Origin of the sequence: Streptomyces griseochromogenes (assembly GCF_001542625.1) — a bacterium.
Lineage (GTDB): Bacteria > Actinomycetota > Actinomycetes > Streptomycetales > Streptomycetaceae > Streptomyces > Streptomyces griseochromogenes.
Map to the genome: position 1 here is coordinate 896,277 of NZ_CP016279.1, position 21,030 is coordinate 917,306.

A 21,030-nucleotide genomic window follows, 5' to 3' on the forward strand; every position below is an offset into this window, starting at 1 on the left:
GCATGAAGATCAAGAAGGGCGACCTGGTCCAGGTCATCACCGGCAAGGACAAGGGCAAGCAGGGCAAGGTCATCGCTGCCTTCCCCCGCGAGGACCGTGTCCTGGTCGAGGGTGTCAACCGGGTCAAGAAGCACACCAAGGCCGGCCCGACCGCCAGCGGTTCGCAGGCCGGCGGCATCGTCACGACCGAGGCGCCGATCCACGTCTCCAACGTCCAGCTGGTCGTTGAGAAGGACGGCAACAAGGTCGTCACGCGTGTCGGTTACCGCTTCGACGACGAGGGCAACAAGATCCGCGTTGCCAAGCGGACGGGTGAGGACATCTGATGGCTACCACCACCACTCCGCGTCTGAAGCAGAAGTACCGCGAGGAGATCGCGGGCAAGATGCGTGACGAGTTCAAGTACGAGAACGTCATGCAGATCCCCGGCCTCGTCAAGATCGTGGTCAACATGGGTGTGGGCGACGCCGCCCGCGACTCCAAGCTGATCGAGGGCGCCATCCGCGACCTCACCACGATCACCGGCCAGAAGCCGCAGGTCACCAAGGCTCGTAAGTCCATCGCGCAGTTCAAGCTGCGTGAGGGCCAGCCGATCGGTGCCCACGTCACGCTTCGTGGCGACCGCATGTGGGAGTTCCTGGACCGCACCCTGTCGCTCGCGCTGCCGCGCATCCGCGACTTCCGCGGCCTGTCCCCCAAGCAGTTCGACGGCCGTGGCAACTACACCTTCGGTCTCACGGAGCAGGTCATGTTCCACGAGATCGACCAGGACAAGATCGACCGCGTCCGGGGTATGGACATCACCGTGGTCACCACGGCGACCAACGACGCTGAGGGCCGCGCGCTCCTTCGTCACCTCGGCTTCCCGTTCAAGGAGGCGTGAGCGAGATGGCGAAGAAGGCTCTGATCGCTAAGGCTGCTCGCAAGCCCAAGTTCGGTGTGCGTGGCTACACGCGCTGCCAGCGCTGCGGCCGTCCCCACTCCGTGTACCGCAAGTTCGGCCTGTGCCGCGTGTGCCTTCGTGAGATGGCTCACCGTGGCGAGCTGCCGGGCGTGACCAAGAGCTCCTGGTAATTCCCGTAATAGGGGATTCCGGAAGCTCTCGGTAAGCATCTGGGTCGGCAGGGGCCCTTCTCCGCATGCCGTAGGCTTGTGGGGTTGGGCGTCTGCCGCGCCCGTACGACTTACTACGCCGTAGGTCCACCGCGCCGCACCCGTCCCGTCTCGGATCGGGGAGAGGGATGGCGCACCAGGAAACCCCGGCGAGAGAGGCCGAAGGCCAATTCATGACCATGACTGATCCGATCGCAGACATGCTTACGCGTCTGCGGAACGCGAACTCGGCATACCACGACTCCGTGACGATGCCGGCATCGAAGATCAAGTCTCACATCGCGGAGATCCTCCAGCAGGAGGGCTTCATCACGGGCTGGAAGATCGAGGACGCCGAGGTCGGCAAGAACCTCGTTCTCGAGCTGAAGTTCGGCCCGAACCGTGAGCGCTCCATCGCGGGCATCAAGCGGATCTCCAAGCCCGGTCTCCGGGTGTACGCGAAGTCCACCAACCTGCCGAAGGTGCTGGGCGGCCTCGGCGTGGCGATCATCTCCACGTCGCACGGGCTCCTCACCGACAAGCAGGCCGGCAAGAAGGGCGTGGGTGGGGAAGTCCTCGCCTACGTCTGGTAGCGGAAGGGAACGGAGGAAACAGCTATGTCGCGTATTGGCAAGCTCCCCATCACGGTTCCCGCCGGCGTGGACGTCACCATCGACGGCCGTACGGTCTCGGTCAAGGGCCCCAAGGGCACGCTGACCCACACCGTCGTCGCGCCGATCGACATCGTCAAGGGTGAGGACGGCGTTCTGAACGTCACCCGCCCGAACGACGAGCGTCAGAACAAGGCCCTGCACGGCCTGTCCCGCACGCTGGTGGCGAACATGATCACCGGCGTGACCCAGGGTTACGTGAAGAAGCTCGAGATCAGCGGTGTCGGTTACCGCGTGACGGCCAAGGGCTCGAACCTCGAGTTCGCGCTCGGCTACAGCCACCCGATCGTCGTCGAGGCGCCCGAGGGCATCACCTTCAAGGTGGAGACCCCGACCCGCTTCCAGGTCGAGGGCATCGACAAGCAGAAGGTCGGCGAGGTTGCGGCCAACATCCGCAAGCTGCGCAAGCCCGACCCGTACAAGGCCAAGGGCGTCAAGTACGAGGGCGAAGTCATCCGCCGCAAGGTCGGAAAGGCGGGTAAGTAAGCCATGGCATACGGGCAGAAGATCCTCAAGGGCGACGCCTACAAGCGCGCCGCGATCAAGCGCCGTCACATCCGGATCCGCAAGCGGATCGCCGGTACGGCGGAGCGTCCCCGTCTGGTCGTGACCCGCTCCAACCGCCACATCGTGGCGCAGGTGATCGACGACCTCAAGGGCCACACCCTGGCGTCCGCGTCCACCCTGGACGCGTCCGTCCGCGGTGGCGAGGGCGACAAGTCCTCGCAGGCCAAGCAGGTCGGCGCCCTGGTCGCCGAGCGTGCCAAGGCCGCCGGTGTCGAGGCTGTCGTGTTCGACCGTGGTGGCAACCAGTACGCCGGGCGCATCGCCGCCCTGGCGGACGCCGCCCGCGAAGCCGGGCTCAAGTTCTGAGCCTGCCGTAGCTAGCGGAAACAGAGAGAGGTAATTCCAATGGCTGGACCCCAGCGCCGCGGTGGCGGTGCCGGTGGCGGCGAGCGGCGGGACCGGAAGGGCCGTGACGGCGGCGCTGCTGCCGCCGAGAAGACCGCGTACGTTGAGCGCGTCGTCGCGATCAACCGCGTCGCCAAGGTTGTGAAGGGTGGTCGTCGCTTCAGCTTCACCGCGCTGGTCGTGGTGGGCGACGGTGACGGCACCGTGGGTGTCGGTTACGGCAAGGCCAAGGAGGTGCCGGCCGCCATCGCCAAGGGCGTTGAGGAGGCCAAGAAGCACTTCTTCAAGGTCCCCCGTATCCAGGGCACCATCCCGCACCCGATCCAGGGTGAGAAGGCTGCCGGCGTCGTGCTGCTCAAGCCCGCGTCCCCCGGTACCGGTGTTATCGCCGGTGGCCCGGTGCGTGCCGTGCTCGAGTGCGCCGGTATCCACGACATCCTGTCGAAGTCGCTCGGCTCCGACAACGCGATCAACATCGTGCACGCGACCGTGGAGGCCCTGAAGGGCCTGCAGCGTCCCGAGGAGGTCGCGGCCCGCCGCGGTCTGCCGCTCGAGGACGTCGCTCCCGCGGCTCTGCTGCGTGCGCGTGCCGGGGCGGGTGCGTGATGGCTCAGCTCAAGATCACGCAGGTCAAGTCCTACATCGGTAGCAAGCAGAACCACCGCGACACCCTGCGGTCCCTTGGTCTCAAGGGCATCAACACGCAGGTCGTCAAGGAGGACCGCCCCGAGTTCCGCGGCATGGTGCACACCGTCCGCCACCTCGTGACGGTCGAGGAGGTCGACTGATCATGGCGGAGCAGAACCCGCTCAAGATCCACAACCTCCGTCCCGCCCCGGGCGCCAAGACCGCCAAGACCCGTGTCGGTCGTGGTGAGGCGTCGAAGGGTAAGACGGCCGGTCGTGGTACCAAGGGTACGAAGGCCCGTTACCAGGTTCCGGAGCGCTTCGAGGGTGGCCAGATGCCGCTCCACATGCGCCTCCCGAAGCTGAAGGGCTTCAAGAACCCGTTCAAGACCGAGTTCCAGGTCGTGAACCTCGACAAGCTGGCCGCGCTCTACCCCGAGGGTGGCGAGGTCACGGTCGAGGGTCTGGTGGCCAAGGGTGCCGTTCGCAAGAACAGCCTCGTCAAGGTCCTCGGCCAGGGCGAGATCTCCGTGGCGCTGCAGGTGACGGTCGACGCCGTCTCCGGCTCCGCCAAGGAGAAGATCACCGCCGCCGGCGGTACGGTCACCGAGCTCGTCTGAGTCCTTCAGACGCCTTGATGACGTAAACGATCCCGACCGGGGATACCTCACAATGGGGTATCCCCGGTTGGTCGTTCCAAGGTGGGCAGGGTCGCCGGTAAGGTGGCCTGCACTGCTCTTTTTCCTTATCCGTCGAATCTCACGACCGTCACCCTTGACGCAGTTGCGCGGGGGTCGCAGGAGGCACCGTGCTCACCGCGTTCGCCCGGGCGTTCAGGACGCCCGACCTGCGCAAGAAGCTGCTCTTCACGCTGGGCATCATCGTGGTCTACCGGGTCGGTACCCACGTCCCGATCCCCGGCGTCAACTACAAGGCCGTCCAGCAGTGCGTCAGCGAGGCAGGCGCCAATCAGGGCCTGTTCGGTCTCGTGAACATGTTCAGCGGTGGTGCGCTGCTGCAGATCACGATCTTCGCGCTCGGGATCATGCCGTACATCACGGCCAGCATCATCCTTCAGCTGCTCACCGTGGTCATCCCGCGCCTGGAAGCCCTGAAGAAGGAGGGCCAGGCCGGTACGGCGAAGATCACGCAGTACACCCGCTACCTGACGGTGGCGCTCGCCATCCTGCAGGGCACCGGCCTGGTGGCCACCGCCCGCAGCGGCGCTCTCTTCAACGGCTGCTCGGTCGCCTCGAGCATCGTTCCGGACCAGGCGATCTTCACGACCATCACGATGGTCGTCTGCATGACCGCCGGTACGGGCGTCGTCATGTGGCTCGGCGAGCTGATCACCGACCGCGGCATCGGCAACGGCATGTCGATCCTCATGTTCATCTCGATCGCGGCGACCTTCCCGTCCGCGCTGTGGGCCATCAAGAAGCAGGGCTCGCTCGCCGGTGGCTGGATCGAGTTCGGCACGGTCATCCTGGTCGGCCTGGTCATGGTCGCGCTCGTCGTCTTCGTCGAGCAGGCCCAGCGGCGCATCCCGGTCCAGTACGCGAAGCGCATGATCGGCCGTCGTTCCTACGGTGGTACGTCCACGTACATCCCGCTCAAGGTGAACCAGGCGGGTGTGATTCCGGTCATCTTCGCCTCCTCGCTGCTCTACATCCCGGCCCTGGTGGCGCAGTTCGCGGGGGGCAATTCGAGCTGGACGGTCTGGATCAAGAACAACCTGACCAAGGGCGACCACCCGATTTACATCACTCTGTACTTCTTGCTCATCGTTTTCTTCGCGTTCTTCTACGTGGCTATCTCCTTCAACCCCGAGGAAGTCGCGGACAACATGAAGAAGTATGGTGGCTTCATCCCGGGCATCCGGGCTGGCCGACCGACCGCTGAGTACCTCAGCTATGTGCTCAACCGGATCACCTGGCCGGGTTCGCTGTATCTGGGTCTGATTGCTCTCGTGCCAACAATGGCGTTGGTCGGGTTCGGGGCGACGAACAACTTCCCGTTCGGCGGGACGAGCATCCTGATCATCGTGGGTGTCGGTCTCGAGACGGTGAAGCAGATCGAGAGCCAGCTCCAGCAGCGCAATTACGAAGGGTTCCTCCGCTGATGCGTATCGTCCTCGTCGGGCCGCCGGGTGCCGGTAAGGGAACGCAAGCCGTCCGCCTCGCAGAGAAGCTGGCCATCCCGCACATCTCCACGGGTGACCTGTTCCGGGCCAACATCAGCCAGCAGACCGAGCTGGGCAAGCTCGCCAAGTCCTACATGGACGCGGGCAACCTCGTGCCCGACGAGGTCACGATCGCGATGGCCAAGGACCGCATGGAGCAGCCCGACGCGGAGAACGGCTTCCTGCTGGACGGCTTCCCGCGCAATGTCTCGCAGGCCGAGGCCCTGGACGCGCTGCTGGAGTCCGAGAGCATCAAGCTGGACGCCGTTCTGGACCTGGAGGTCCCGGAGGACGAGGTCGTCAAGCGCATCGCCGGCCGGCGTATCTGCCGCAACGACTCGTCCCACGTCTTCCACGTGACGTACAGCCCGCCGAAGCGGGAGGGCGTGTGCGACGTCTGCGGCGGTGAGCTGTACCAGCGCGACGACGACTCCGAGGGGACCGTCCGCAAGCGGCTGGAGGTCTACCACACGCAGACCGAGCCGATCATCGACTACTACAAGGCGCAGGGCCTGGTCGTGACCATCTCCTCCCTGGGTCCGGTGGACGAGATCACGCAGCGGGCCCTGGAGGCCCTCAAGCGCGAGAAGGCCGAGAACAAGTAGATCGCGGTCCTTCCGGCCGCGGTGCCCTCCCGGGGCGCCGCGGCCGTAGTGTTGTGTACGTAACCCAGTCGACGTGAGTGACGGAGAGCGCAGGCCCCCATGGTGCAGATCAAGACCCCCGAGCAGATCGCCAAGATGCGTGCGGCGGGCCTGGTCGTAGCCGCCATCCACGCGGCCACGCGCGAAGCCGCGGTGCCGGGCGCCTCCACCAAGGACCTGGACGAGGTCGCCCGCAAGGTGCTCGCGGAGCACGGCGCCAAGTCGAACTTCCTGGGGTACGGCGGTTTCCCCGCGACGATCTGCACCTCGGCCAACGAGGTGGTCGTCCACGGCATCCCCACGGAGGACGTCGTTCTGAAGGACGGCGACATCATCTCCATCGACGCGGGTGCCATCGTCGACGGCTGGCACGGTGACGCGGCCTACACGGCCTTCGTGGGCTCCGGTCACGCTCCGGAGCTGATCGAGCTGTCCCGGGTGACCGAGGAATCGATGTGGGCCGGCATCGCGGCCATGAAGCAGGGCAACCGCCTGGTCGACGTCTCCCGGGCCGTCGAGACGTACATCCGCCGCCAGCCCAAGCCGGGCGGCGGCAAGTACGGGATCATCGAGGACTACGGCGGCCACGGCATCGGCACCGAGATGCACATGGACCCGCATCTGCTGAACTACGTCGACCGCCGCCGTGGCAAGGGCCCCAAGCTGGTCCCCGGTTTCTGCCTCGCCATCGAGCCGATGGTCTCCCTCGGCACCCCGCGCACCGAGGTCCTCGAGGACGACTGGACGGTCATCACCACGGACGGCACCTGGTCCTCCCACTGGGAGCACTCGGTCGCGCTGACCGAGGAGGGCCCCCTCGTACTGACCGCTCCGGACGGCGGCAAGGCCAAGCTGGCCGAGTACGGAGTGACGGCCGCGCCCGACCCCCTGGCATAAGGATCAGGGGCACGGGGCAGACTCCCTCGATTCGTGTTTCCTGGTGCGCTGACGTAGACTGACTCGTCGGCTCTCGTGCACCCGCATGTCCGCATGCGCTCGCACTTGTCCTCCGCGGCAAGGGAGAGAGTCGATCAAGGTAGTCGATTCGAAGGGCGAAGCGTGGCCAAGAAGCAAGGTGCCATCGAGATCGAGGGCACTGTCGTCGAGTCTCTGCCGAACGCCATGTTCAAGGTCGAGCTCCAGAACGGCCACCAGGTCCTGGCACACATCAGCGGCAAGATGCGTATGCACTACATCCGCATCCTCCCTGACGACCGGGTCGTGGTGGAGCTGTCTCCGTACGACCTGACGCGTGGCCGGATCGTCTACCGCTACAAGTAGATCTTGCCCGCACCCCGGCTCTCATCGGGGTGATGGCACTGACCCGGAGAACCTCACCCATGAAGGTCAAGCCGAGCGTCAAGAAGATCTGCGACAAGTGCAGGGTGATCCGCCGTCACGGCAGGGTCATGGTCATCTGCGAGAACCCGCGCCACAAGCAGCGCCAGGGCTGACGCACGACCGATCCCTCTGCACCCATCGCAGAGATTCGCGCGACGCAAGCTGAATTGTTCATACGCAGAACCCGAGCCATCCAGCTCGACACCCCCGGTTCGGAGGCCGGGGACCCGGTTCGTACCTGGTACGGCGGTCGGGATCCGGTTCTGTGGAAGACCTCCGAAGATTCACCAGGAGCCATTGAATGGCACGCGTTTCCGGTGTTGACATCCCGCGCGAAAAGCGCGTGGAGGTCGCCCTCACCTACGTGTTCGGCATCGGCCGGACCCTCTCCCAGCAGACGCTGGCCGAGACCGGTATCGACCCGAACACCCGCGTTCGCGACCTGACCGAAGAGCAGCTGGTCGCCATTCGCGAGTACGTCGACAACAACATCAAGACCGAGGGTGACCTCCGTCGCGAGATCCAGGCCGACATCCGCCGCAAGGTCGAGATCGGCTGCTACCAGGGTCTCCGTCACCGTCGCGGTCTGCCCGTCCGCGGTCAGCGCACCAGCACCAACGCTCGCACCCGCAAGGGCCCGCGTCGCGCCATCGCCGGCAAGAAGAAGCCGGGCAAGAAGTAGTCCGCAGCGGACACCTGTCCACGGTCTTCGCTGTAGGACCGACCACCTCCCGTAGGAGTTAGTAGATGCCCCCCAAGGGACGTCAGGGCGCTGCCAAGAAGGTGCGCCGCAAGGAAAAGAAGAACGTCGCTCACGGCCACGCGCACATCAAGAGCACGTTCAACAACACGATCGTCTCGATCACGGACCCGTCCGGCAACGTGATCTCCTGGGCCTCCGCCGGCCACGTCGGCTTCAAGGGCTCCAGGAAGTCCACGCCGTTCGCCGCGCAGATGGCCGCCGAGTCGGCTGCCCGCCGCGCCCAGGAGCACGGCATGCGCAAGGTCGACGTGTTCGTCAAGGGCCCGGGCTCCGGTCGTGAGACCGCGATCCGCTCCCTGCAGGCCACGGGCCTCGAGGTCGGCTCCATCCAGGACGTCACCCCGACCCCGCACAACGGCTGCCGGCCGCCGAAGCGTCGTCGCGTCTGACGCACGGTTGCTCTGAGGATTCGGGCGGTACGGCTCCGTACACGGGGCCGTATCGCCCGTACCCTTGCAGTACCCGCACTTTTCACGGGTGCGGATTCCGTCGGGTGTCAAATAGCGGGCGCCCACGAATGAAGGATCTGATCCACGCATGCTGATCGCTCAGCGTCCCTCGTTGACCGAAGAGGTCGTCGACGAGTTCCGCTCCCGGTTCGTGATCGAGCCGCTGGAGCCGGGCTTCGGCTACACCCTCGGCAACTCCCTGCGCCGTACGCTCCTGTCCTCGATCCCGGGTGCCGCTGTCACCAGCATCCGCATCGACGGTGTCCTGCACGAGTTCACCACCGTGCCGGGCGTCAAGGAGGACGTCACCGACCTGATCCTCAACATCAAGCAGCTGGTCGTCTCCTCGGAGCACGACGAGCCGGTCGTGATGTACCTGCGCAAGCAGGGTCCGGGTCTGGTCACCGCCGCCGACATCGCGCCCCCGGCCGGTGTCGAGGTGCACAACCCCGACCTGGTCCTGGCCACGCTGAACGGCAAGGGCAAGCTGGAGATGGAGCTGACCGTCGAGCGCGGTCGCGGTTACGTCTCCGCCGTGCAGAACAAGCAGGTGGGCCAGGAGATCGGCCGTATCCCGGTCGACTCCATCTACAGCCCGGTGCTGAAGGTCACGTACAAGGTCGAGGCGACGCGTGTCGAGCAGCGCACGGACTTCGACAAGCTGATCGTCGACGTCGAGACCAAGCAGGCGATGCGTCCCCGTGACGCCATGGCGTCGGCCGGTAAGACGCTCGTCGAGCTGTTCGGTCTCGCCCGCGAGCTGAACATCGACGCCGAGGGCATCGACATGGGTCCGTCCCCGACGGACGCCGCGCTGGCGGCCGACCTCGCGCTCCCGATCGAGGAGCTCGAGCTGACCGTCCGCTCGTACAACTGCCTCAAGCGTGAGGGCATCCACTCCGTGGGTGAGCTGGTCGCGCGCTCCGAGGCCGACCTCCTCGACATTCGCAACTTCGGTGCGAAGTCGATCGACGAGGTCAAGGCGAAGCTGGCCGGCATGGGCCTGGCCCTCAAGGACAGCCCGCCCGGATTCGACCCCACGGCCGCCGCGGACGCGTTCGGTGCGGACGACGACGCGGATGCCGGGTTCGTCGAGACCGAGCAGTACTGAGGGCTCGGGACCGACGGTCCGATTGTGGGTGCGGGTGCGCTGTGGCTTGTCGCGCAGTTCCCCGCGCCCCTTCCGAGCAGGCCCCTTCGGGGCTCCGCTCGGATCTCCGACGGGCAACCGCTCGCTCGGATACTGACTCCGGTACCTGACACGGCCGGGGCAGACACACAGGAGAAGAACTATGCCGAAGCCCACCAAGGGTGCCCGTCTGGGCGGCAGCGCCGCGCACGAGAAGCTGCTCCTCGCGAACCTCGCGAAGTCGCTGTTCGAGCACGGCCGTATCACCACCACCGAGGCGAAGGCCCGCCGCCTGCGCCCGTACGCCGAGCGTCTGGTCACCAAGGCGAAGAAGGGCGACCTTCACAACCGCCGTCAGGTGCTCCAGGTCATCACGGACAAGAGCATCGTCCACACGCTCTTCACCGAGATCGGCCCGCGGTACGAGAACCGTCCCGGTGGCTACACCCGCATCACCAAGATCGGTAACCGCCGTGGCGACAACGCGCCCATGGCCGTCATCGAGCTGGTCGAGGCGCTGACCGTCGCCCAGCAGGCGACCGGTGAGGCCGAGGCCGCCACCAAGCGTGCGGTCAAGGAGGCCGAGGAGGCCAAGGCTGCGGAGACCACCGAGGCTCCGGCCGAGGAGGCCGCTGCCGAGGAGTCCAAGGACGCCTGAGGCTCTGCCTTGCAGTGAACGGGTCCGCCCCTCGGGGCGGGCCCGTTCCGCGTTTCCTGAGAGGATCCAGGAGTGAGTGACGAAGTACAGCCCGGGTACGTCCGTGTCCGCCTCGACATCTCCTACGACGGCACCGACTTCCACGGCTGGGCCAAGCAGGCCGGCGGCAAGCGGACGGTGCAGGGCGAGATCGAGGACGCCCTGCGCACGGTGACGCGGTCGCGGGAGACGTATGAGCTGACCGTCGCCGGGCGGACCGATGCCGGGGTGCACGCGCGGGGGCAGGTGGCGCATGTGGATCTGCCCGAGGGAGTCTGGCGGGAGCACAACCAGAAGCTGCTCAAGCGGCTCGCCGGGCGTTTGCCCAAGGACGTGCGGGTGTGGGCCCTCAGGCCGGCGCCGAGCGGCTTCAACGCCCGTTTCTCCGCCGTCTGGCGCCGGTACGCCTACCGGGTCACCGACAACCCCGGTGGCGTCGACCCCATCCTGCGCAATCACGTCCTCTGGCACGACTGGCCGCTCGACGTCGACGCCATGAACGAGGCGGCGCGGGAGCTGCTGGGGGAGCACGACTTCGCCGCGTACTGCAAGAAGCGGGAGGGGGCCACGACGATCCGGACCCTCCAGGAGCTGAGCCTCGTGCGCGGCGCCGACGGGATCATCACGGCCACGGTCCGCGCGGACGCTTTCTGTCACAACATGGTGCGCTCGCTGATCGGCGCGCTGCTGTTCGTGGGCGACGGGCACCGCGGCCCCGAGTGGCCCGGGAAGGTGCTGGCCGCGGGCGTCCGGGACTCGGCCGTGCATGTCGTGCGGCCGCACGGGCTGACCCTGGAGGAGGTCGGCTACCCCGCCGACGAGCTGCTGGCCGCGCGGAACCTTCAGGCGCGGAACAAGCGCTCGCTTCCGGGCGCGGCAGGTTGCGAAACCTGTTAGTCACGTTCCACTTCGGGTCACCGAGCTGATCGCACGGCACACCGCGAGCGGTCGGCTGCCGCGCGGGTCGGACGACCCCCGCGCACCCAGCCGGAGTCCGCGGTGGTGCCCTTGCGGCTGCGGCCGAGGCGGCGCAGGGGCCAGCGCCCCCGGGCTACTGGGCGGCGGCCGACGCCTGGGCCTCGCCGCGGCGCCTGATCTGGCGGAAGGTGAACTCCGCCAGGTCGTCCCCGACGGCGAAGGCCTTCGTGTCCTTGTCGGTGACGCTCTTGCCGTTGAGGAAGCCGGTGATCGTGAAGTAGCCGTAGCGGCCGTAGGCGTTGCGGGTCGAGCGGCAGAACCCGCCGTCGCAGAAGGGCTTGACGCCCTTGCCGAACAGCGAGCGCACGATGCTGTGGTCGTCGGTCTGGGCCTTGGCCTTCGCGGCCTGGGCCTCGTTGTCGAAGACGGCGACGCCGACGGTGACCGCGATGCCGCCGTTGGTGTAGGTGGCGCGGATCATGCGGGTGCAGCCGTTGGCGCCCAGGACCTTGGGCAGGGTGCCGCCGGCGACGGAGCCGCAGTTCTTGGTGTCGGCCGTCGGGCCCTTCTTGTACACCGTCTCGCCCATGGTCAGCTGCGTGCCCGGGAACAGGGTCCCGGGGCTGAGCGGGGCGGTGTCCTTCTTCACGTCGGAGATGAAGTCCTTCGGGTCCAGCGGCGGCGGGGCGCTGGTGGGGGCGAAGGACGGCGCCGATGCCGAGTTGCCGGGCAGAGACGCGCTGGCGGGCAGACTGGTGGGGTTGCCCGAGGCGTGGTTGCCGCTGTTCGCGGAGACGACGGCCATGGCGACGGCGGTGCCTATCCCGATCGTGGCCAGCGCGCCGCCGCCTATGAACAGCAGCTTGCGGCGCTTGTTCCGCGTCTCCGAGGCCTCGGCGAGCGCGGCCCAGTCCGGAGACCCGTCGTCACCGCCGCTGCTCCAGGGCTGCTGGGAATGCGGTTTCCAGGGATCCCACTGAGACTGGGGTCCCCCCTGCCCGTAACTCATGGGGCGCATCTTAGACGGGGGCCGGTGGGTGCTGGAGCGCGTCGGGCGGCATGCCTTGTTTGTCCGGCGTGTGTTCGTCGGCATGCCTCGTTTTGACCCGTCCAGGGGCGCCCAGGTATTCTGCTTCTTCGTTGTGTATTGGCTTGCTCATTCTCACGGGACGGGCCCTTACACCGGTCCGCCGGGCCGATGACCAGCGACCAGCACGCGGTTTGCGTCACCGTGGTGCGGTCAAGGCTGTCGTGATCGTTTCGGTGACCTGTTCAGGACCATTCACTCGAAGCGAAGGCTACGAACCGTGCGTACGTACAGCCCCAAGCCCGGCGATGTGACGCGCCAGTGGCACGTCATCGACGCTCAGGACGTTGTCCTGGGCCGTCTCGCCACCACCGCGGCCTCCATCCTGCGGGGCAAGCACAAGCCGATCTACGCGCCCCACGTCGACACCGGTGACTTCGTCATCGTCATCAACGCCGACAAGGTGCACCTGTCCGGCAACAAGCGGACCCAGAAGATGGCGTACCGCCACTCCGGCTACCCGGGTGGTCTGCGCTCCGTCCGCTACGACGAGCTGCTGGACAAGAACCCCGAGAAGGCCATCGAGAAGGCCGTCAAGGGCATGCTCCCCAAGAACTCCCTGGGCCGTCAGATGCTCTCGAAGCTGAAGGTCTACAAGGGTGACCAGCACCCGCACGCTGCCCAGCAGCCGGTGCCGTTCGAGATCACCCAGGTCGCGCAGTAAGTCCGGCCACCCCCTAAGACTGAAGAGAATCTGAGGAGAATCGTGGCCGAGACCACTGCCGAGCAGCCGCTCGAAGAGACCGAGCTTGTCGACATCGACAGCTACACCACCGAGTCCGAGGTTCCGGTGGAGGGTGAGTACACCTCCGAGTCCCTCGCCTCGCGCTTCGGTGAGCCCCAGCCCGCCGCCGGCCTGGGCCGCCGCAAGAACGCCATCGCCCGCGTCCGGATCGTTCCGGGCACCGGCAAGTGGAAGATCAACGGTCGCACCCTCGAGGACTACTTCCCGAACAAGGTGCACCAGCAGGAAGTCAACGAGCCCTTCAAGGTGCTCGAGCTCGACGGCCGTTACGACGTCATCGCCCGCATCGCGGGTGGCGGTGTCTCCGGTCAGGCCGGTGCGCTCCGTCTCGGTGTCGCCCGTGCGCTGAACGAGGCCGACGTCGACAACAACCGCGGCCCGCTCAAGAAGGCCGGCTTCCTCAAGCGCGACGACCGTGCGGTCGAGCGCAAGAAGGCCGGTCTGAAGAAGGCCCGCAAGGCTCCGCAGTACAGCAAGCGCTAACCAAGAGCTGCCTGCTCGTACTCCGAACGCCCCGGCGGCACGCCACATGTGCCGTCGGGGCGTTCGTTTATCCCGGTCAAGGGCGTATAACGACACAAGACGCTCAGAGGCTGGTGTGATCGGATGTTCAGCCGCCTGCCAACATTCCTGGCAGCAAGGACGCTTCCTCGGGAGGACAAGTGGGACGACTCTTCGGTACGGACGGTGTGCGCGGTGTCGCCAACGCGGACCTGACGGCTGAGATGGCGCTCGGTCTGTCCGTCGCGGCGGCGCACGTGCTGGCCGAGGCGGGCACCTTCGCGGGCCACCGGCCGACGGCGGTGGTCGGGCGGGACCCGCGCGCGTCCGGAGAGTTCCTTCAGGCGGCCGTGGTCGCGGGCCTGGCCAGCGCCGGTGTCGACGTGCTGACGGTGGGCGTCCTGCCGACGCCCGCGGTGGCCCACCTGACCGGTGCGCTCGGCGCCGACCTGGGTGTGATGCTCTCCGCGAGCCACAACGCCATGCCGGACAACGGCATCAAGTTCTTCGCCCGCGGCGGCCACAAGCTCGCCGACGAGCTGGAGGACAAGATCGAGGCCGTGTACGAGTCCCACCGCCACGGCGAGCCCTGGGAGCGGCCCACCGGTGCCGGGGTCGGGCGCGTGCGGTCGTACGACGAGGGCTTCGAGCAGTACGTCGGCCATCTGCTGTCGGTGCTGCCCAACCGTCTCGACGGCCTGAAGATCGTCCTGGACGAGGCGCACGGAGCGGCCGCGGGGGTCTCGCCGGCGGCGTTCGCGCGGGCCGGCGCCGAGATCGTCACCATCGGCGCCGAGCCGGACGGGCTCAACATCAACGACGGCTGCGGCTCCACCCACCTGGACCGGCTGAAGGCCGCGGTCATCGAGCACGGCGCGGCCTTCGGCATCGCGCACGACGGGGACGCCGACCGCTGCCTGGCCGTGGACCACACCGGCGAGGAGGTGGACGGCGACCAGATCCTCGCCGTACTCGCGCTGGCGCTGCGCGAGCGGGGCGAACTGCGCTCCGAGACGGTCGTCGCCACGGTCATGTCCAACCTGGGCTTCAAGCTGGCGATGGAGCAGGCCGGTATCCGGTTCGTGCAGACGGCCGTGGGTGACCGTTACGTGCTGGAGGAGATGAAGGAGCACGGGTTCGCCCTCGGCGGCGAGCAGTCCGGGCACGTGATCATCCTCGACCACGCGACGACCGGTGACGGCACGCTGACCGGCCTGCTGCTGGCGGCCCGGGTCGCTCAGACCGGCCGTTCGCTGCGGGACCTCGCCTCCGTGATGGAGCGGCTGCCGCAGGTCCTCATCAATGTGCCGGACGTGGACAAGTCGCGGGTGAGGACGTCCGCGGATCTCGCCGCCGCCGTGGCCGAGGCGGAGCGGGAACTGGGGTCGACGGGGCGGGTGTTGCTGCGGTCGTCGGGTACGGAGCCGCTGGTGCGGGTGATGGTCGAGGCCGCGGACATCGATCAGGCCCGGTCCGTTGCCGGGCGACTGGCCGATGCGGTGAAGTCGGCGCTGGGCTAGTTCCCGGTGACGCTGTCACTCGAAGCACGTAACAGAGAGTGCGCAACTGATCGCTGATTGTTTCACTTGCGTCGAGGGCGCCCTGGGCGGCGCCCTACCTCGACGAAAGCGAGAAACACAGCATGAAGATCGTGAGCATAGCCCTGAGGCGAGCGGCCGGTCCGGCCCTGGCCGCGGGGCTCGTCGTCTCGTTCGCCACGCCGGCCGCCGCCCAGACACCGGGCTCCACGGCGTTCCGCCTCTTCGGCAGCCTCGTCGGGCTCCAAGCGCGTGCCGGTGTGCAGAACCAGGTCTCGTCCGCCGTCTCCGCCGCCAACCATCTGCTCCTCACGGACACCGCGGGCATCGCGATCGGCCCGGGCTGCGCCCGGGTGTCCGACACCACCGCCGACTGCGGCAGCATCAGCACCGGCACCCGGCTCCTCATAGCACTGGGCGACCAGAACGACAGTGCCAAGGCCGACGCCCCGGTCAACACCACCGTCGACGCCGGCACGGGCGTCGACAGCGTGAGCACCGACGGCGGCAACGACACGATCAGCGTGCAGGACAATGCCGGCGGTGACACGGTGACCTGCGACGGCGGCAACGACGTGGTGTTCGCCGACCCCGGCGACAACATCGCCACGGACTGCGAGCGTCGGTTCTAGGAGCCGCCTGCCCTCGCCGTACGCTCGCGCCGCCCGGCCCGGAGCCACTTCTGGGCCGGCGGAACGACGGGTGGCCGGGTGGCCCTACAGCTTGCGCAGGCGCAGCCGCTGCACCTTGTGGTCCGGGCCCTTGCGCACGATGAGGGTGGCGCGGCCCCGGGTGGGGGCGATGTTCTCCACCAGGTTGGGCCTGTTGATGGTGCGCCACAGGGTGCGGGCGTAGTCGAGGGCCTCCTCCTCGGAGACCTGGGTGTACTTGCGGAAGTACGAGTTCGGGTTCTGGAAGGCGGTCTGGCGCAGCTTCTTGAAGCGGTTGAGGTACCAGCGCTCGATGTCCTCGCCGCTCGCGTCGACGTACACGCTGAAGTCGAAGTAGTCGGCGAGACCGACCCGGGTGCGGCCGTCCTTGCCGGGCAGGGCGGGCTGGAGGACGTTCAGGCCCTCGACGATCAGGATGTCGGGGCGGCGGACGGTGAGCTTCTCGCCCGGGACGATGTCGTAGATCAGGTGGGAGTAGACGGGGGCCGACACCTCGTCCTTGCCGGCCTTGATGTCCGCGACGAAGCGGGTCAGTGCCCGGCGGTCGTACGACTCGGGAAAACCTTTCCGCGACATCAGGCCGCGGGCTTCCAACTCCTTGGTGGGCAGCAGGAAGCCGTCCGTGGTGACCAGTTCGACACGCGGATGCTCGGGCCAGCGGGACAGGAGGGCCTGCAGGAGGCGGGCCACGGTGGACTTGCCCACCGCCACGGATCCGGCGACGCCTATGACGAACGGGGTGCCGGACTGGGAGCCCTGCTCGCCGAGGAAGGTGTTCAGGGCGCCGCGCAGGCCGTCCGTGGCGCCGACGTAGAGGTTGAGGAGGCGGGAGAGCGGGAGGTAGATGTCCCGCACCTCGTCGAGGTCGATGACGTCGCCGAGGCCGCGCAGCTTCTCGACCTCCTCGGCGGTGAGGGGGAGCGGGGTCTTGTCGCGCAGAGCGCTCCACTCCGCGCGGGTGAGGTCGACGTAGGGAGTCGCCTCCGGCCTTGACCGGTGGGCGCTCCGGGGCATCGAAGAGACCGGAGAGATCACAGTCCATTGTTAACGGAGTTTGAACAGCGTGGCGGGGTGGGGTGCGTCACTTACCGGGTTGGGCCGCTCCTGGATCACGCCGGTGTCACGGTCGGGTACCGGGTGGTAATTGCGTGATCAACTTTGGGCCCGCTGTGTCTAAAGTGCGAGCAAAGATCCACAGGAGAGAAAGAGTCACTCACTTGAGACGCACCGTCGTTCGCCGTAGCGCCGTCGCCGCCTCCGTCGCCGCCCTCGCCCTGCTCGCCACCGCCTGCGGCGGTTCGTCCGACGGCGGCGACAAGGGGAAGGACGGCAAGCCGGCACAGGCGGCCCCCGGCAAGGCGCTGAGCGCCGCGGAGCTGGAGAAGGCCGCGCTCACGCAGGCGGACGTCAAGACCGGCAAGATCGTCACCAAGGTGCCGGCGCAGGACGACATCGCGCAGGACAAGGTGTCGGCGGACAACCCCGCCTGCAAGCCGCTGGCGTACCTCCAGGTCGGCTCCTACGTCGGCAAGCCCGCCGCCACGGTGAAGCGGTCGTGGACGGGCGACGCGAAGAAGCCCGCCGCGGGCGCGAGCTCCGAGGAGAAGATGCTCGCCATCACCGACCGGCCGAAGACCGTCGAGACGCTGGCCTCCTACGACAACGGCGGCGCCGAGCAGGCCGTCAAGGACCTCCAGGCGGCCGCGAAGAAGTGCGCCGGCGGCTTCTCCTTCACCGTGGGCAGCGACAAGACCAAGATCGTCAAGGTGGTCACGACCGCCGCGCCCCAGGGCGCCGACGAGGCCGTCGCCCTGACCTGGTTCATCGACGCCGAAGGGCAGGGCACGGCGCCGATGAAGGGCGTCGTCGTGCGCAAGGGCGCCACCCTCGCCTACTTCCCCGTCCTCAACATCGCGGCGGCCGCCACCGGCAAGGACTTCGACTTCCCGACCGAGATCGTCGACGCACAGCTCGCCAAGCTCGGCTGAAAACGACCCGCCGGGGCCCTCGAACCCCGGCGGGAATTTCCGAAATCGGGCACCAGATAGCCACTTTGCGCGGCTGACGGCCCGTAGGCTGCCGCTCATGTGCGGAATCGTGGGATACGTAGGGTCGCAGTCGGCGCTCGATGTCGTGATGGCCGGGCTGAAGCGGCTGGAGTACCGGGGATACGACTCGGCGGGCGTCGCCGTGCCGGCGGACGGCGGACTGGCCGCGGCGAAGAAGGCCGGGAAACTGGTCAATCTGGAGAAGGAACTGGTCGAGCGGCCGCTGCCGGCGGGCTCGACCGGCATCGGGCACACCCGCTGGGCCACCCACGGCGGCCCGACGGACGCGAACGCGCACCCGCACCTGGACAACGCGGGCCGGGTCGCCGTCGTCCACAACGGCATCATCGAGAACTTCGCGGTGCTGCGCGCGGAGCTGGCGGAGCGGGGCCACGTCCTGGCCTCCGAGACGGACACCGAAGTCGTCGCCCACCTGCTGGCCGAGGAGTTCTCGGCCTGCGCCGACCTGGCGGAGGCGATGCGGCTGGTGTGCCGACGCCTGGAGGGCGCGTTCACGCTGGTCGCCGCGCACGCCGACGCCCCCGACGTGGTCGTGGGCGCGCGCCGCAACTCCCCGCTCGTGGTGGGCATCGGCGAGGGCGAGGCGTTCCTGGCCTCCGACGTCGCCGCGTTCATCGCCCACACCCGCTCGGCGATCGAGCTGGGCCAGGACCAGGTGGTGGAGCTGCGCCGCGACGGCGCGACGGTGACCGGCTTCGACGGCCGCCCCGCCGACGTCCGCTCGTACCACGTCGACTGGGACGCCTCGGCCGCCGAGAAGGGCGGCTACGACTACTTCATGCTCAAGGAGATCGCCGAGCAGCCCAAGGCGGTCGCCGACACCCTGCTGGGCCGCATCGACCCCTCCGGCTCGCTGACCCTGGACGAGGTGCGGATCACCCCGTCCGAGCTGCGCGAGGTGGACAAGGTCGTCATCGTCGCGTGCGGTACGGCCTTCCACGCCGGTCTGATCGCCAAGTACGCCATCGAGCACTGGACGCGGATCCCCTGCGAGGTGGAACTGGCCAGCGAGTTCCGCTACCGCGACCCGATCCTCGACTCCCGGTCCCTGGTGATCGCCATCTCCCAGTCCGGCGAGACCATGGACACGCTGATGGCGCTGCGGCACGCGCGCGAACAGGGCTCCAAGGTCCTGGCCATCTGCAACACCAACGGTTCGACGATCCCTCGCGAGTCGGACGCGGTGCTGTACACGCACGCCGGCCCGGAGGTCGCCGTCGCCTCCACCAAGGCGTTCCTGACCCAGCTGGTGGCCTGCTACCTGGTGGCCCTGTACCTGGGCCAGGTGCGGGGCACCAAGTGGGGCGACGAGATCGGGGCCGTGATCCGGGACCTGTCGAAGATCTCGTGCGAAGTCGAGCGGGTCCTGGAGACCATGGAGCCCGTACGGGAGCTCGCGCGTTCCCTGGCCGACAAGGACACGGTGCTGTTCCTGGGCCGGCACGTGGGCTATCCGGTCGCCCTGGAAGGCGCCCTCAAGCTCAAGGAACTCGCCTACATGCACGCCGAGGGCTTCGCGGCGGGCGAGCTGAAGCACGGGCCGATCGCGCTCATCGAGGAGGACGTCCCGGTGGTCGTGGTCGTACCGTCGCCCCGCGGCCGGTCCGTCCTCCACGACAAGATCGTCTCCAACATCCAGGAGATCCGGGCGAGGGGCGCGCGGACGATCGTGATCGCGGAGGAGGGGGACGAGGCGGTGGCCCCGTACGCGGACCATCTCATTCGGATTCCCGCGACTCCGACGCTGCTGCAGCCGCTGGTGGCGACGGTGCCGCTCCAGGTCTTCGCGTGCGAGTTGGCCACCGCCCGGGGGAACGAGGTGGATCAGCCTCGGAACCTGGCGAAGTCGGTGACGGTGGAGTAGTCCTTCACGCCACCGAGGAAGGCGGCGAAGGCTCCGGCCGGGAAGGTGAGGGTTGCTCTGGCCGGAGCCTTTGAGTCGCGGATGGCTATGTGGGTGGGGGAGTTTGCGATCTCGACGCATTCGTTGCCGTCGCCACCGCCGGAGTAGGACGACTTCCGCCAGTTGTCGGGATTGGTCATCGGGTGCCTCACAGCTCCTTCGCCAACCTGTTGATGAAGTCACGCGAGCGCTCGGGTTCGAGTGACACGGCCTCCAGTTTACGGAAGCGCGCTCGGAAGGCGCTGAGTTGAGCTTCGAAGTCTATGAAAACGGTGCCGTGAGGGGCGTCACGTACGACTGTGTCCAGCTTAGGGGCGGAACCACCGACGTAGGCCATTGCGCTTCCGGCTTGGGAGAAGCCGTCCAAGTCGAAAGGGATCACACGCACCGTGACGTGATCCGTATCCGAGAGTTCCAGGATGCGGTCGAGTTGGGCTCGTGACACTACGCGATCGCGGACCCTGATGCGTAGAGCCGCTTCGTGGATCACGACCTCGACGGGGATGGGTGCGGGGCCTTCGACAACCACGCGCCGGGCCATGCGGTGGCGGACGCGCAACTCAAGTTCTTCTTCGGTGAGTTCTGGGATCCTGTCGGAGAACACGGCGCGGGCGTAATTCGCCGTCTGCAAGAGGCCCGGCACGTATGTGATGGCCACGTGACGCTGGAATCGGGAGTGGTGATCCAGCTCGGCAAGATCGAGGAATGACGTCGGCAGCAGGCCCCGGTACTCCTCCCACCAGCCCCGTGTGCGGTCAGTGGCCATCGCGACCAGAGCGCCGATGAACTCCTCGTCCGTGCAGGCGTAGTGAGATGCGAGGCGACGCAGGCGCTCCTCGCTCACTCCCGACAGGCCCGCCTCGATCTGGCTGATCTGGACGTTGCTCACGCCGAGCATGGCTGCCGCCTGCCGGGCGGTGAGGCCCGCAGCCTCACGGAGTCTGCGGAGTTCGACCGCCAGGCGCAGCTGCCGCGCCGTTGGTTCGCGCCTGGTGGGCATTGGCTGCTCCTAACTCCAACGCGCCTGTTGGCGCGGCTCGTTCGGGGTCAGATTACGCGACCGGCTTGTCGCGCCGAAACTTTCAGGTCTAC

29 protein-coding genes are annotated in these 21,030 nt (G+C 67.6%); 25 read left to right on the plus strand and 4 right to left on the minus strand.

Annotated elements, in window-relative coordinates:
- The first annotated feature begins 2 nt into the window (after positions 1–2).
- The 19 genes from rplX to truA all read left to right on the plus strand — a co-directional run bounded on the left by rplX (position 3) and on the right by truA (position 11,403).
- Positions 3–326, plus strand: coding sequence for a 50S ribosomal protein L24 (gene rplX / locus AVL59_RS04265; RefSeq protein WP_033272457.1), 324 nt, complete (start codon positions 3–5; stop codon positions 324–326).
- On the plus strand, positions 326–883 hold the full coding sequence (gene rplE, locus AVL59_RS04270; protein ID WP_067299852.1) for a 50S ribosomal protein L5: 558 nt from the start codon (positions 326–328) through the stop codon (positions 881–883). The genes rplX and rplE overlap by 1 nt, the downstream gene beginning before the upstream one ends.
- Before the next feature lie 5 nt (positions 884–888).
- Positions 889–1,074 carry a type Z 30S ribosomal protein S14 gene (locus AVL59_RS04275; protein ID WP_003948630.1) on the plus strand — a complete coding sequence of 62 codons (186 nt, stop codon included), beginning with the start codon at positions 889–891 and terminating at the stop codon, positions 1,072–1,074.
- A gap of 212 nt (positions 1,075–1,286) precedes the next feature.
- Positions 1,287–1,685, plus strand: coding sequence for a 30S ribosomal protein S8 (gene rpsH / locus AVL59_RS04280; protein ID WP_007494756.1), 399 nt, complete (start codon positions 1,287–1,289; stop codon positions 1,683–1,685).
- Between the two features lie 24 nt (positions 1,686–1,709).
- Entirely contained in the window at positions 1,710–2,249 is a 540-nt protein-coding gene (gene rplF, locus AVL59_RS04285; protein WP_067299853.1) for a 50S ribosomal protein L6, read from the plus strand.
- Between the two features lie 3 nt (positions 2,250–2,252).
- On the plus strand, positions 2,253–2,636 hold the full coding sequence (rplR, locus tag AVL59_RS04290; protein WP_067299854.1) for a 50S ribosomal protein L18: 384 nt from the start codon (positions 2,253–2,255) through the stop codon (positions 2,634–2,636).
- A gap of 39 nt (positions 2,637–2,675) precedes the next feature.
- The gene (gene rpsE, locus AVL59_RS04295; RefSeq protein ID WP_015658456.1) at positions 2,676–3,281 is read left to right on the plus strand and encodes a 30S ribosomal protein S5; all 606 of its coding nucleotides are present in this window, start codon (positions 2,676–2,678) and stop codon (positions 3,279–3,281) included.
- A complete protein-coding gene (rpmD, locus tag AVL59_RS04300) occupies positions 3,281–3,463 on the plus strand; it encodes a 50S ribosomal protein L30 (RefSeq protein WP_003974250.1) in 183 nt (60 codons plus the stop codon). The genes rpsE and rpmD overlap by 1 nt, the downstream gene beginning before the upstream one ends.
- A 2-nt stretch (positions 3,464–3,465) precedes the next feature.
- Positions 3,466–3,921 (plus strand): 50S ribosomal protein L15, encoded by a 456-nt coding sequence (gene rplO, locus AVL59_RS04305; RefSeq protein WP_023547373.1) that lies wholly within the window; start codon positions 3,466–3,468, stop codon positions 3,919–3,921.
- A gap of 188 nt (positions 3,922–4,109) precedes the next feature.
- Complete coding sequence (gene secY / locus AVL59_RS04310) at positions 4,110–5,423, plus strand: preprotein translocase subunit SecY (protein WP_067299855.1); 1,314 nt, start codon at positions 4,110–4,112, stop codon at positions 5,421–5,423.
- A complete protein-coding gene (locus tag AVL59_RS04315; protein ID WP_067299856.1) occupies positions 5,423–6,088 on the plus strand; it encodes an adenylate kinase in 666 nt (221 codons plus the stop codon). Before secY ends, AVL59_RS04315 begins: the two co-directional genes overlap by 1 nt.
- Before the next feature lie 99 nt (positions 6,089–6,187).
- Positions 6,188–7,024 (plus strand): type I methionyl aminopeptidase, encoded by an 837-nt coding sequence (gene map / locus AVL59_RS04320; RefSeq protein WP_067299857.1) that lies wholly within the window; start codon positions 6,188–6,190, stop codon positions 7,022–7,024.
- 162 nt (positions 7,025–7,186) lie between these two features.
- A complete protein-coding gene (gene infA / locus AVL59_RS04325) occupies positions 7,187–7,408 on the plus strand; it encodes a translation initiation factor IF-1 (protein ID WP_003948620.1) in 222 nt (73 codons plus the stop codon).
- 59 nt (positions 7,409–7,467) lie between these two features.
- Complete coding sequence (gene rpmJ, locus AVL59_RS04330) at positions 7,468–7,581, plus strand: 50S ribosomal protein L36 (protein WP_003998809.1); 114 nt, start codon at positions 7,468–7,470, stop codon at positions 7,579–7,581.
- Positions 7,582–7,769: 188 nt separating this feature from the next.
- Positions 7,770–8,150 (plus strand): 30S ribosomal protein S13, encoded by a 381-nt coding sequence (rpsM, locus tag AVL59_RS04335; protein WP_031167100.1) that lies wholly within the window; start codon positions 7,770–7,772, stop codon positions 8,148–8,150.
- Positions 8,151–8,215: 65 nt separating this feature from the next.
- Positions 8,216–8,620 (plus strand): 30S ribosomal protein S11, encoded by a 405-nt coding sequence (rpsK, locus tag AVL59_RS04340; protein WP_003956432.1) that lies wholly within the window; start codon positions 8,216–8,218, stop codon positions 8,618–8,620.
- Positions 8,621–8,768: 148 nt separating this feature from the next.
- Positions 8,769–9,791, plus strand: coding sequence for a DNA-directed RNA polymerase subunit alpha (locus AVL59_RS04345; RefSeq protein ID WP_003966937.1), 1,023 nt, complete (start codon positions 8,769–8,771; stop codon positions 9,789–9,791).
- 181 nt (positions 9,792–9,972) lie between these two features.
- Entirely contained in the window at positions 9,973–10,467 is a 495-nt protein-coding gene (gene rplQ / locus AVL59_RS04350) for a 50S ribosomal protein L17 (RefSeq protein ID WP_067299858.1), read from the plus strand.
- A 72-nt stretch (positions 10,468–10,539) separates the two neighbouring features.
- A complete protein-coding gene (gene truA, locus AVL59_RS04355) occupies positions 10,540–11,403 on the plus strand; it encodes a tRNA pseudouridine(38-40) synthase TruA (protein ID WP_067299859.1) in 864 nt (287 codons plus the stop codon).
- A 154-nt stretch (positions 11,404–11,557) separates the two neighbouring features.
- On the opposite strand, the gene AVL59_RS04360 is transcribed toward truA, so the two are convergent.
- Positions 11,558–12,433, minus strand: a complete 876-nt coding sequence (locus AVL59_RS04360; RefSeq protein WP_067299860.1) for a hypothetical protein — start codon at positions 12,431–12,433, stop codon at positions 11,558–11,560.
- Between the two features lie 298 nt (positions 12,434–12,731).
- Between AVL59_RS04360 and rplM the strand changes: the two genes are divergently transcribed.
- The 4 genes from rplM (at position 12,732) to AVL59_RS04380 (ending at position 15,927) form a co-directional block, all read left to right on the plus strand.
- Positions 12,732–13,175, plus strand: coding sequence for a 50S ribosomal protein L13 (gene rplM / locus AVL59_RS04365; RefSeq protein WP_067299861.1), 444 nt, complete (start codon positions 12,732–12,734; stop codon positions 13,173–13,175).
- Positions 13,176–13,217: 42 nt separating this feature from the next.
- Positions 13,218–13,739 carry a 30S ribosomal protein S9 gene (rpsI, locus tag AVL59_RS04370; RefSeq protein WP_066995736.1) on the plus strand — a complete coding sequence of 174 codons (522 nt, stop codon included), beginning with the start codon at positions 13,218–13,220 and terminating at the stop codon, positions 13,737–13,739.
- 179 nt (positions 13,740–13,918) lie between these two features.
- Positions 13,919–15,277, plus strand: a complete 1,359-nt coding sequence (glmM, locus tag AVL59_RS04375) for a phosphoglucosamine mutase (RefSeq protein WP_067299862.1) — start codon at positions 13,919–13,921, stop codon at positions 15,275–15,277.
- Positions 15,278–15,399: 122 nt separating this feature from the next.
- On the plus strand, positions 15,400–15,927 hold the full coding sequence (locus AVL59_RS04380) for a hypothetical protein (RefSeq protein WP_067299863.1): 528 nt from the start codon (positions 15,400–15,402) through the stop codon (positions 15,925–15,927).
- An 84-nt stretch (positions 15,928–16,011) separates the two neighbouring features.
- Here the strand turns inward: AVL59_RS04380 and coaA are convergent, their stop codons facing one another.
- Positions 16,012–16,980, minus strand: coding sequence for a type I pantothenate kinase (gene coaA / locus AVL59_RS04385; protein WP_067299864.1), 969 nt, complete (start codon positions 16,978–16,980; stop codon positions 16,012–16,014).
- Between the two features lie 203 nt (positions 16,981–17,183).
- Here coaA and AVL59_RS04390 point away from each other — a divergent pair, with 203 nt between their 5' ends.
- Both AVL59_RS04390 and glmS read left to right on the plus strand, forming a co-directional pair.
- Positions 17,184–17,954 (plus strand): hypothetical protein, encoded by a 771-nt coding sequence (locus AVL59_RS04390; RefSeq protein ID WP_067299865.1) that lies wholly within the window; start codon positions 17,184–17,186, stop codon positions 17,952–17,954.
- 97 nt (positions 17,955–18,051) lie between these two features.
- Complete coding sequence (glmS, locus tag AVL59_RS04395) at positions 18,052–19,899, plus strand: glutamine--fructose-6-phosphate transaminase (isomerizing) (RefSeq protein ID WP_067299866.1); 1,848 nt, start codon at positions 18,052–18,054, stop codon at positions 19,897–19,899.
- Here the strand turns inward: glmS and AVL59_RS04400 are convergent.
- Both AVL59_RS04400 and AVL59_RS04405 read right to left on the minus strand, forming a co-directional pair.
- Positions 19,860–20,078, minus strand: a complete 219-nt coding sequence (locus tag AVL59_RS04400; RefSeq protein WP_067299867.1) for a DUF397 domain-containing protein — start codon at positions 20,076–20,078, stop codon at positions 19,860–19,862. The two genes, glmS and AVL59_RS04400, sit on opposite strands and share 40 nt — an antisense overlap.
- Before the next feature lie 8 nt (positions 20,079–20,086).
- Complete coding sequence (locus tag AVL59_RS04405) at positions 20,087–20,938, minus strand: helix-turn-helix domain-containing protein (RefSeq protein ID WP_067299868.1); 852 nt, start codon at positions 20,936–20,938, stop codon at positions 20,087–20,089.
- Positions 20,939–21,030 lie beyond the last annotated feature (92 nt).

Excerpts from the sequence above, each read along its gene's own strand:
- rpmJ (WP_003998809.1), top strand. The coding sequence starts at position 7,468 with ATGAAGGTCAAGCCGAGCGTCAAGAAGATCTGCGACAAGTGCAGGGTG.
- AVL59_RS04315 (WP_067299856.1), top strand. The coding sequence starts at position 5,423 with ATGCGTATCGTCCTCGTCGGGCCGCCGGGTGCCGGTAAGGGAACGCAA.
- rplR (WP_067299854.1), top strand. The coding sequence starts at position 2,253 with ATGGCATACGGGCAGAAGATCCTCAAGGGCGACGCCTACAAGCGCGCC.
- coaA (WP_067299864.1), bottom strand. The coding sequence starts at position 16,980 with ATGCCCCGGAGCGCCCACCGGTCAAGGCCGGAGGCGACTCCCTACGTC.
- rpsH (WP_007494756.1), top strand. The coding sequence starts at position 1,287 with ATGACCATGACTGATCCGATCGCAGACATGCTTACGCGTCTGCGGAAC.
- glmS (WP_067299866.1), top strand. The coding sequence starts at position 18,052 with ATGTGCGGAATCGTGGGATACGTAGGGTCGCAGTCGGCGCTCGATGTC.
- rplQ (WP_067299858.1), top strand. The coding sequence starts at position 9,973 with ATGCCGAAGCCCACCAAGGGTGCCCGTCTGGGCGGCAGCGCCGCGCAC.
- map (WP_067299857.1), top strand. The coding sequence starts at position 6,188 with ATGGTGCAGATCAAGACCCCCGAGCAGATCGCCAAGATGCGTGCGGCG.
- rplO (WP_023547373.1), top strand. The coding sequence starts at position 3,466 with ATGGCGGAGCAGAACCCGCTCAAGATCCACAACCTCCGTCCCGCCCCG.
- rplX (WP_033272457.1), top strand. The coding sequence starts at position 3 with ATGAAGATCAAGAAGGGCGACCTGGTCCAGGTCATCACCGGCAAGGAC.
- rplE (WP_067299852.1), top strand. The coding sequence starts at position 326 with ATGGCTACCACCACCACTCCGCGTCTGAAGCAGAAGTACCGCGAGGAG.
- AVL59_RS04275 (WP_003948630.1), top strand. The coding sequence starts at position 889 with ATGGCGAAGAAGGCTCTGATCGCTAAGGCTGCTCGCAAGCCCAAGTTC.
- rpsK (WP_003956432.1), top strand. The coding sequence starts at position 8,216 with ATGCCCCCCAAGGGACGTCAGGGCGCTGCCAAGAAGGTGCGCCGCAAG.
- rpsM (WP_031167100.1), top strand. The coding sequence starts at position 7,770 with ATGGCACGCGTTTCCGGTGTTGACATCCCGCGCGAAAAGCGCGTGGAG.
- AVL59_RS04400 (WP_067299867.1), bottom strand. The coding sequence starts at position 20,078 with ATGACCAATCCCGACAACTGGCGGAAGTCGTCCTACTCCGGCGGTGGC.
- AVL59_RS04360 (WP_067299860.1), bottom strand. The coding sequence starts at position 12,433 with ATGAGTTACGGGCAGGGGGGACCCCAGTCTCAGTGGGATCCCTGGAAA.
- AVL59_RS04380 (WP_067299863.1), top strand. The coding sequence starts at position 15,400 with ATGAAGATCGTGAGCATAGCCCTGAGGCGAGCGGCCGGTCCGGCCCTG.
- rplF (WP_067299853.1), top strand. The coding sequence starts at position 1,710 with ATGTCGCGTATTGGCAAGCTCCCCATCACGGTTCCCGCCGGCGTGGAC.
- AVL59_RS04345 (WP_003966937.1), top strand. The coding sequence starts at position 8,769 with ATGCTGATCGCTCAGCGTCCCTCGTTGACCGAAGAGGTCGTCGACGAG.
- AVL59_RS04405 (WP_067299868.1), bottom strand. The coding sequence starts at position 20,938 with ATGCCCACCAGGCGCGAACCAACGGCGCGGCAGCTGCGCCTGGCGGTC.
- rpmD (WP_003974250.1), top strand. The coding sequence starts at position 3,281 with ATGGCTCAGCTCAAGATCACGCAGGTCAAGTCCTACATCGGTAGCAAG.
- rpsE (WP_015658456.1), top strand. The coding sequence starts at position 2,676 with ATGGCTGGACCCCAGCGCCGCGGTGGCGGTGCCGGTGGCGGCGAGCGG.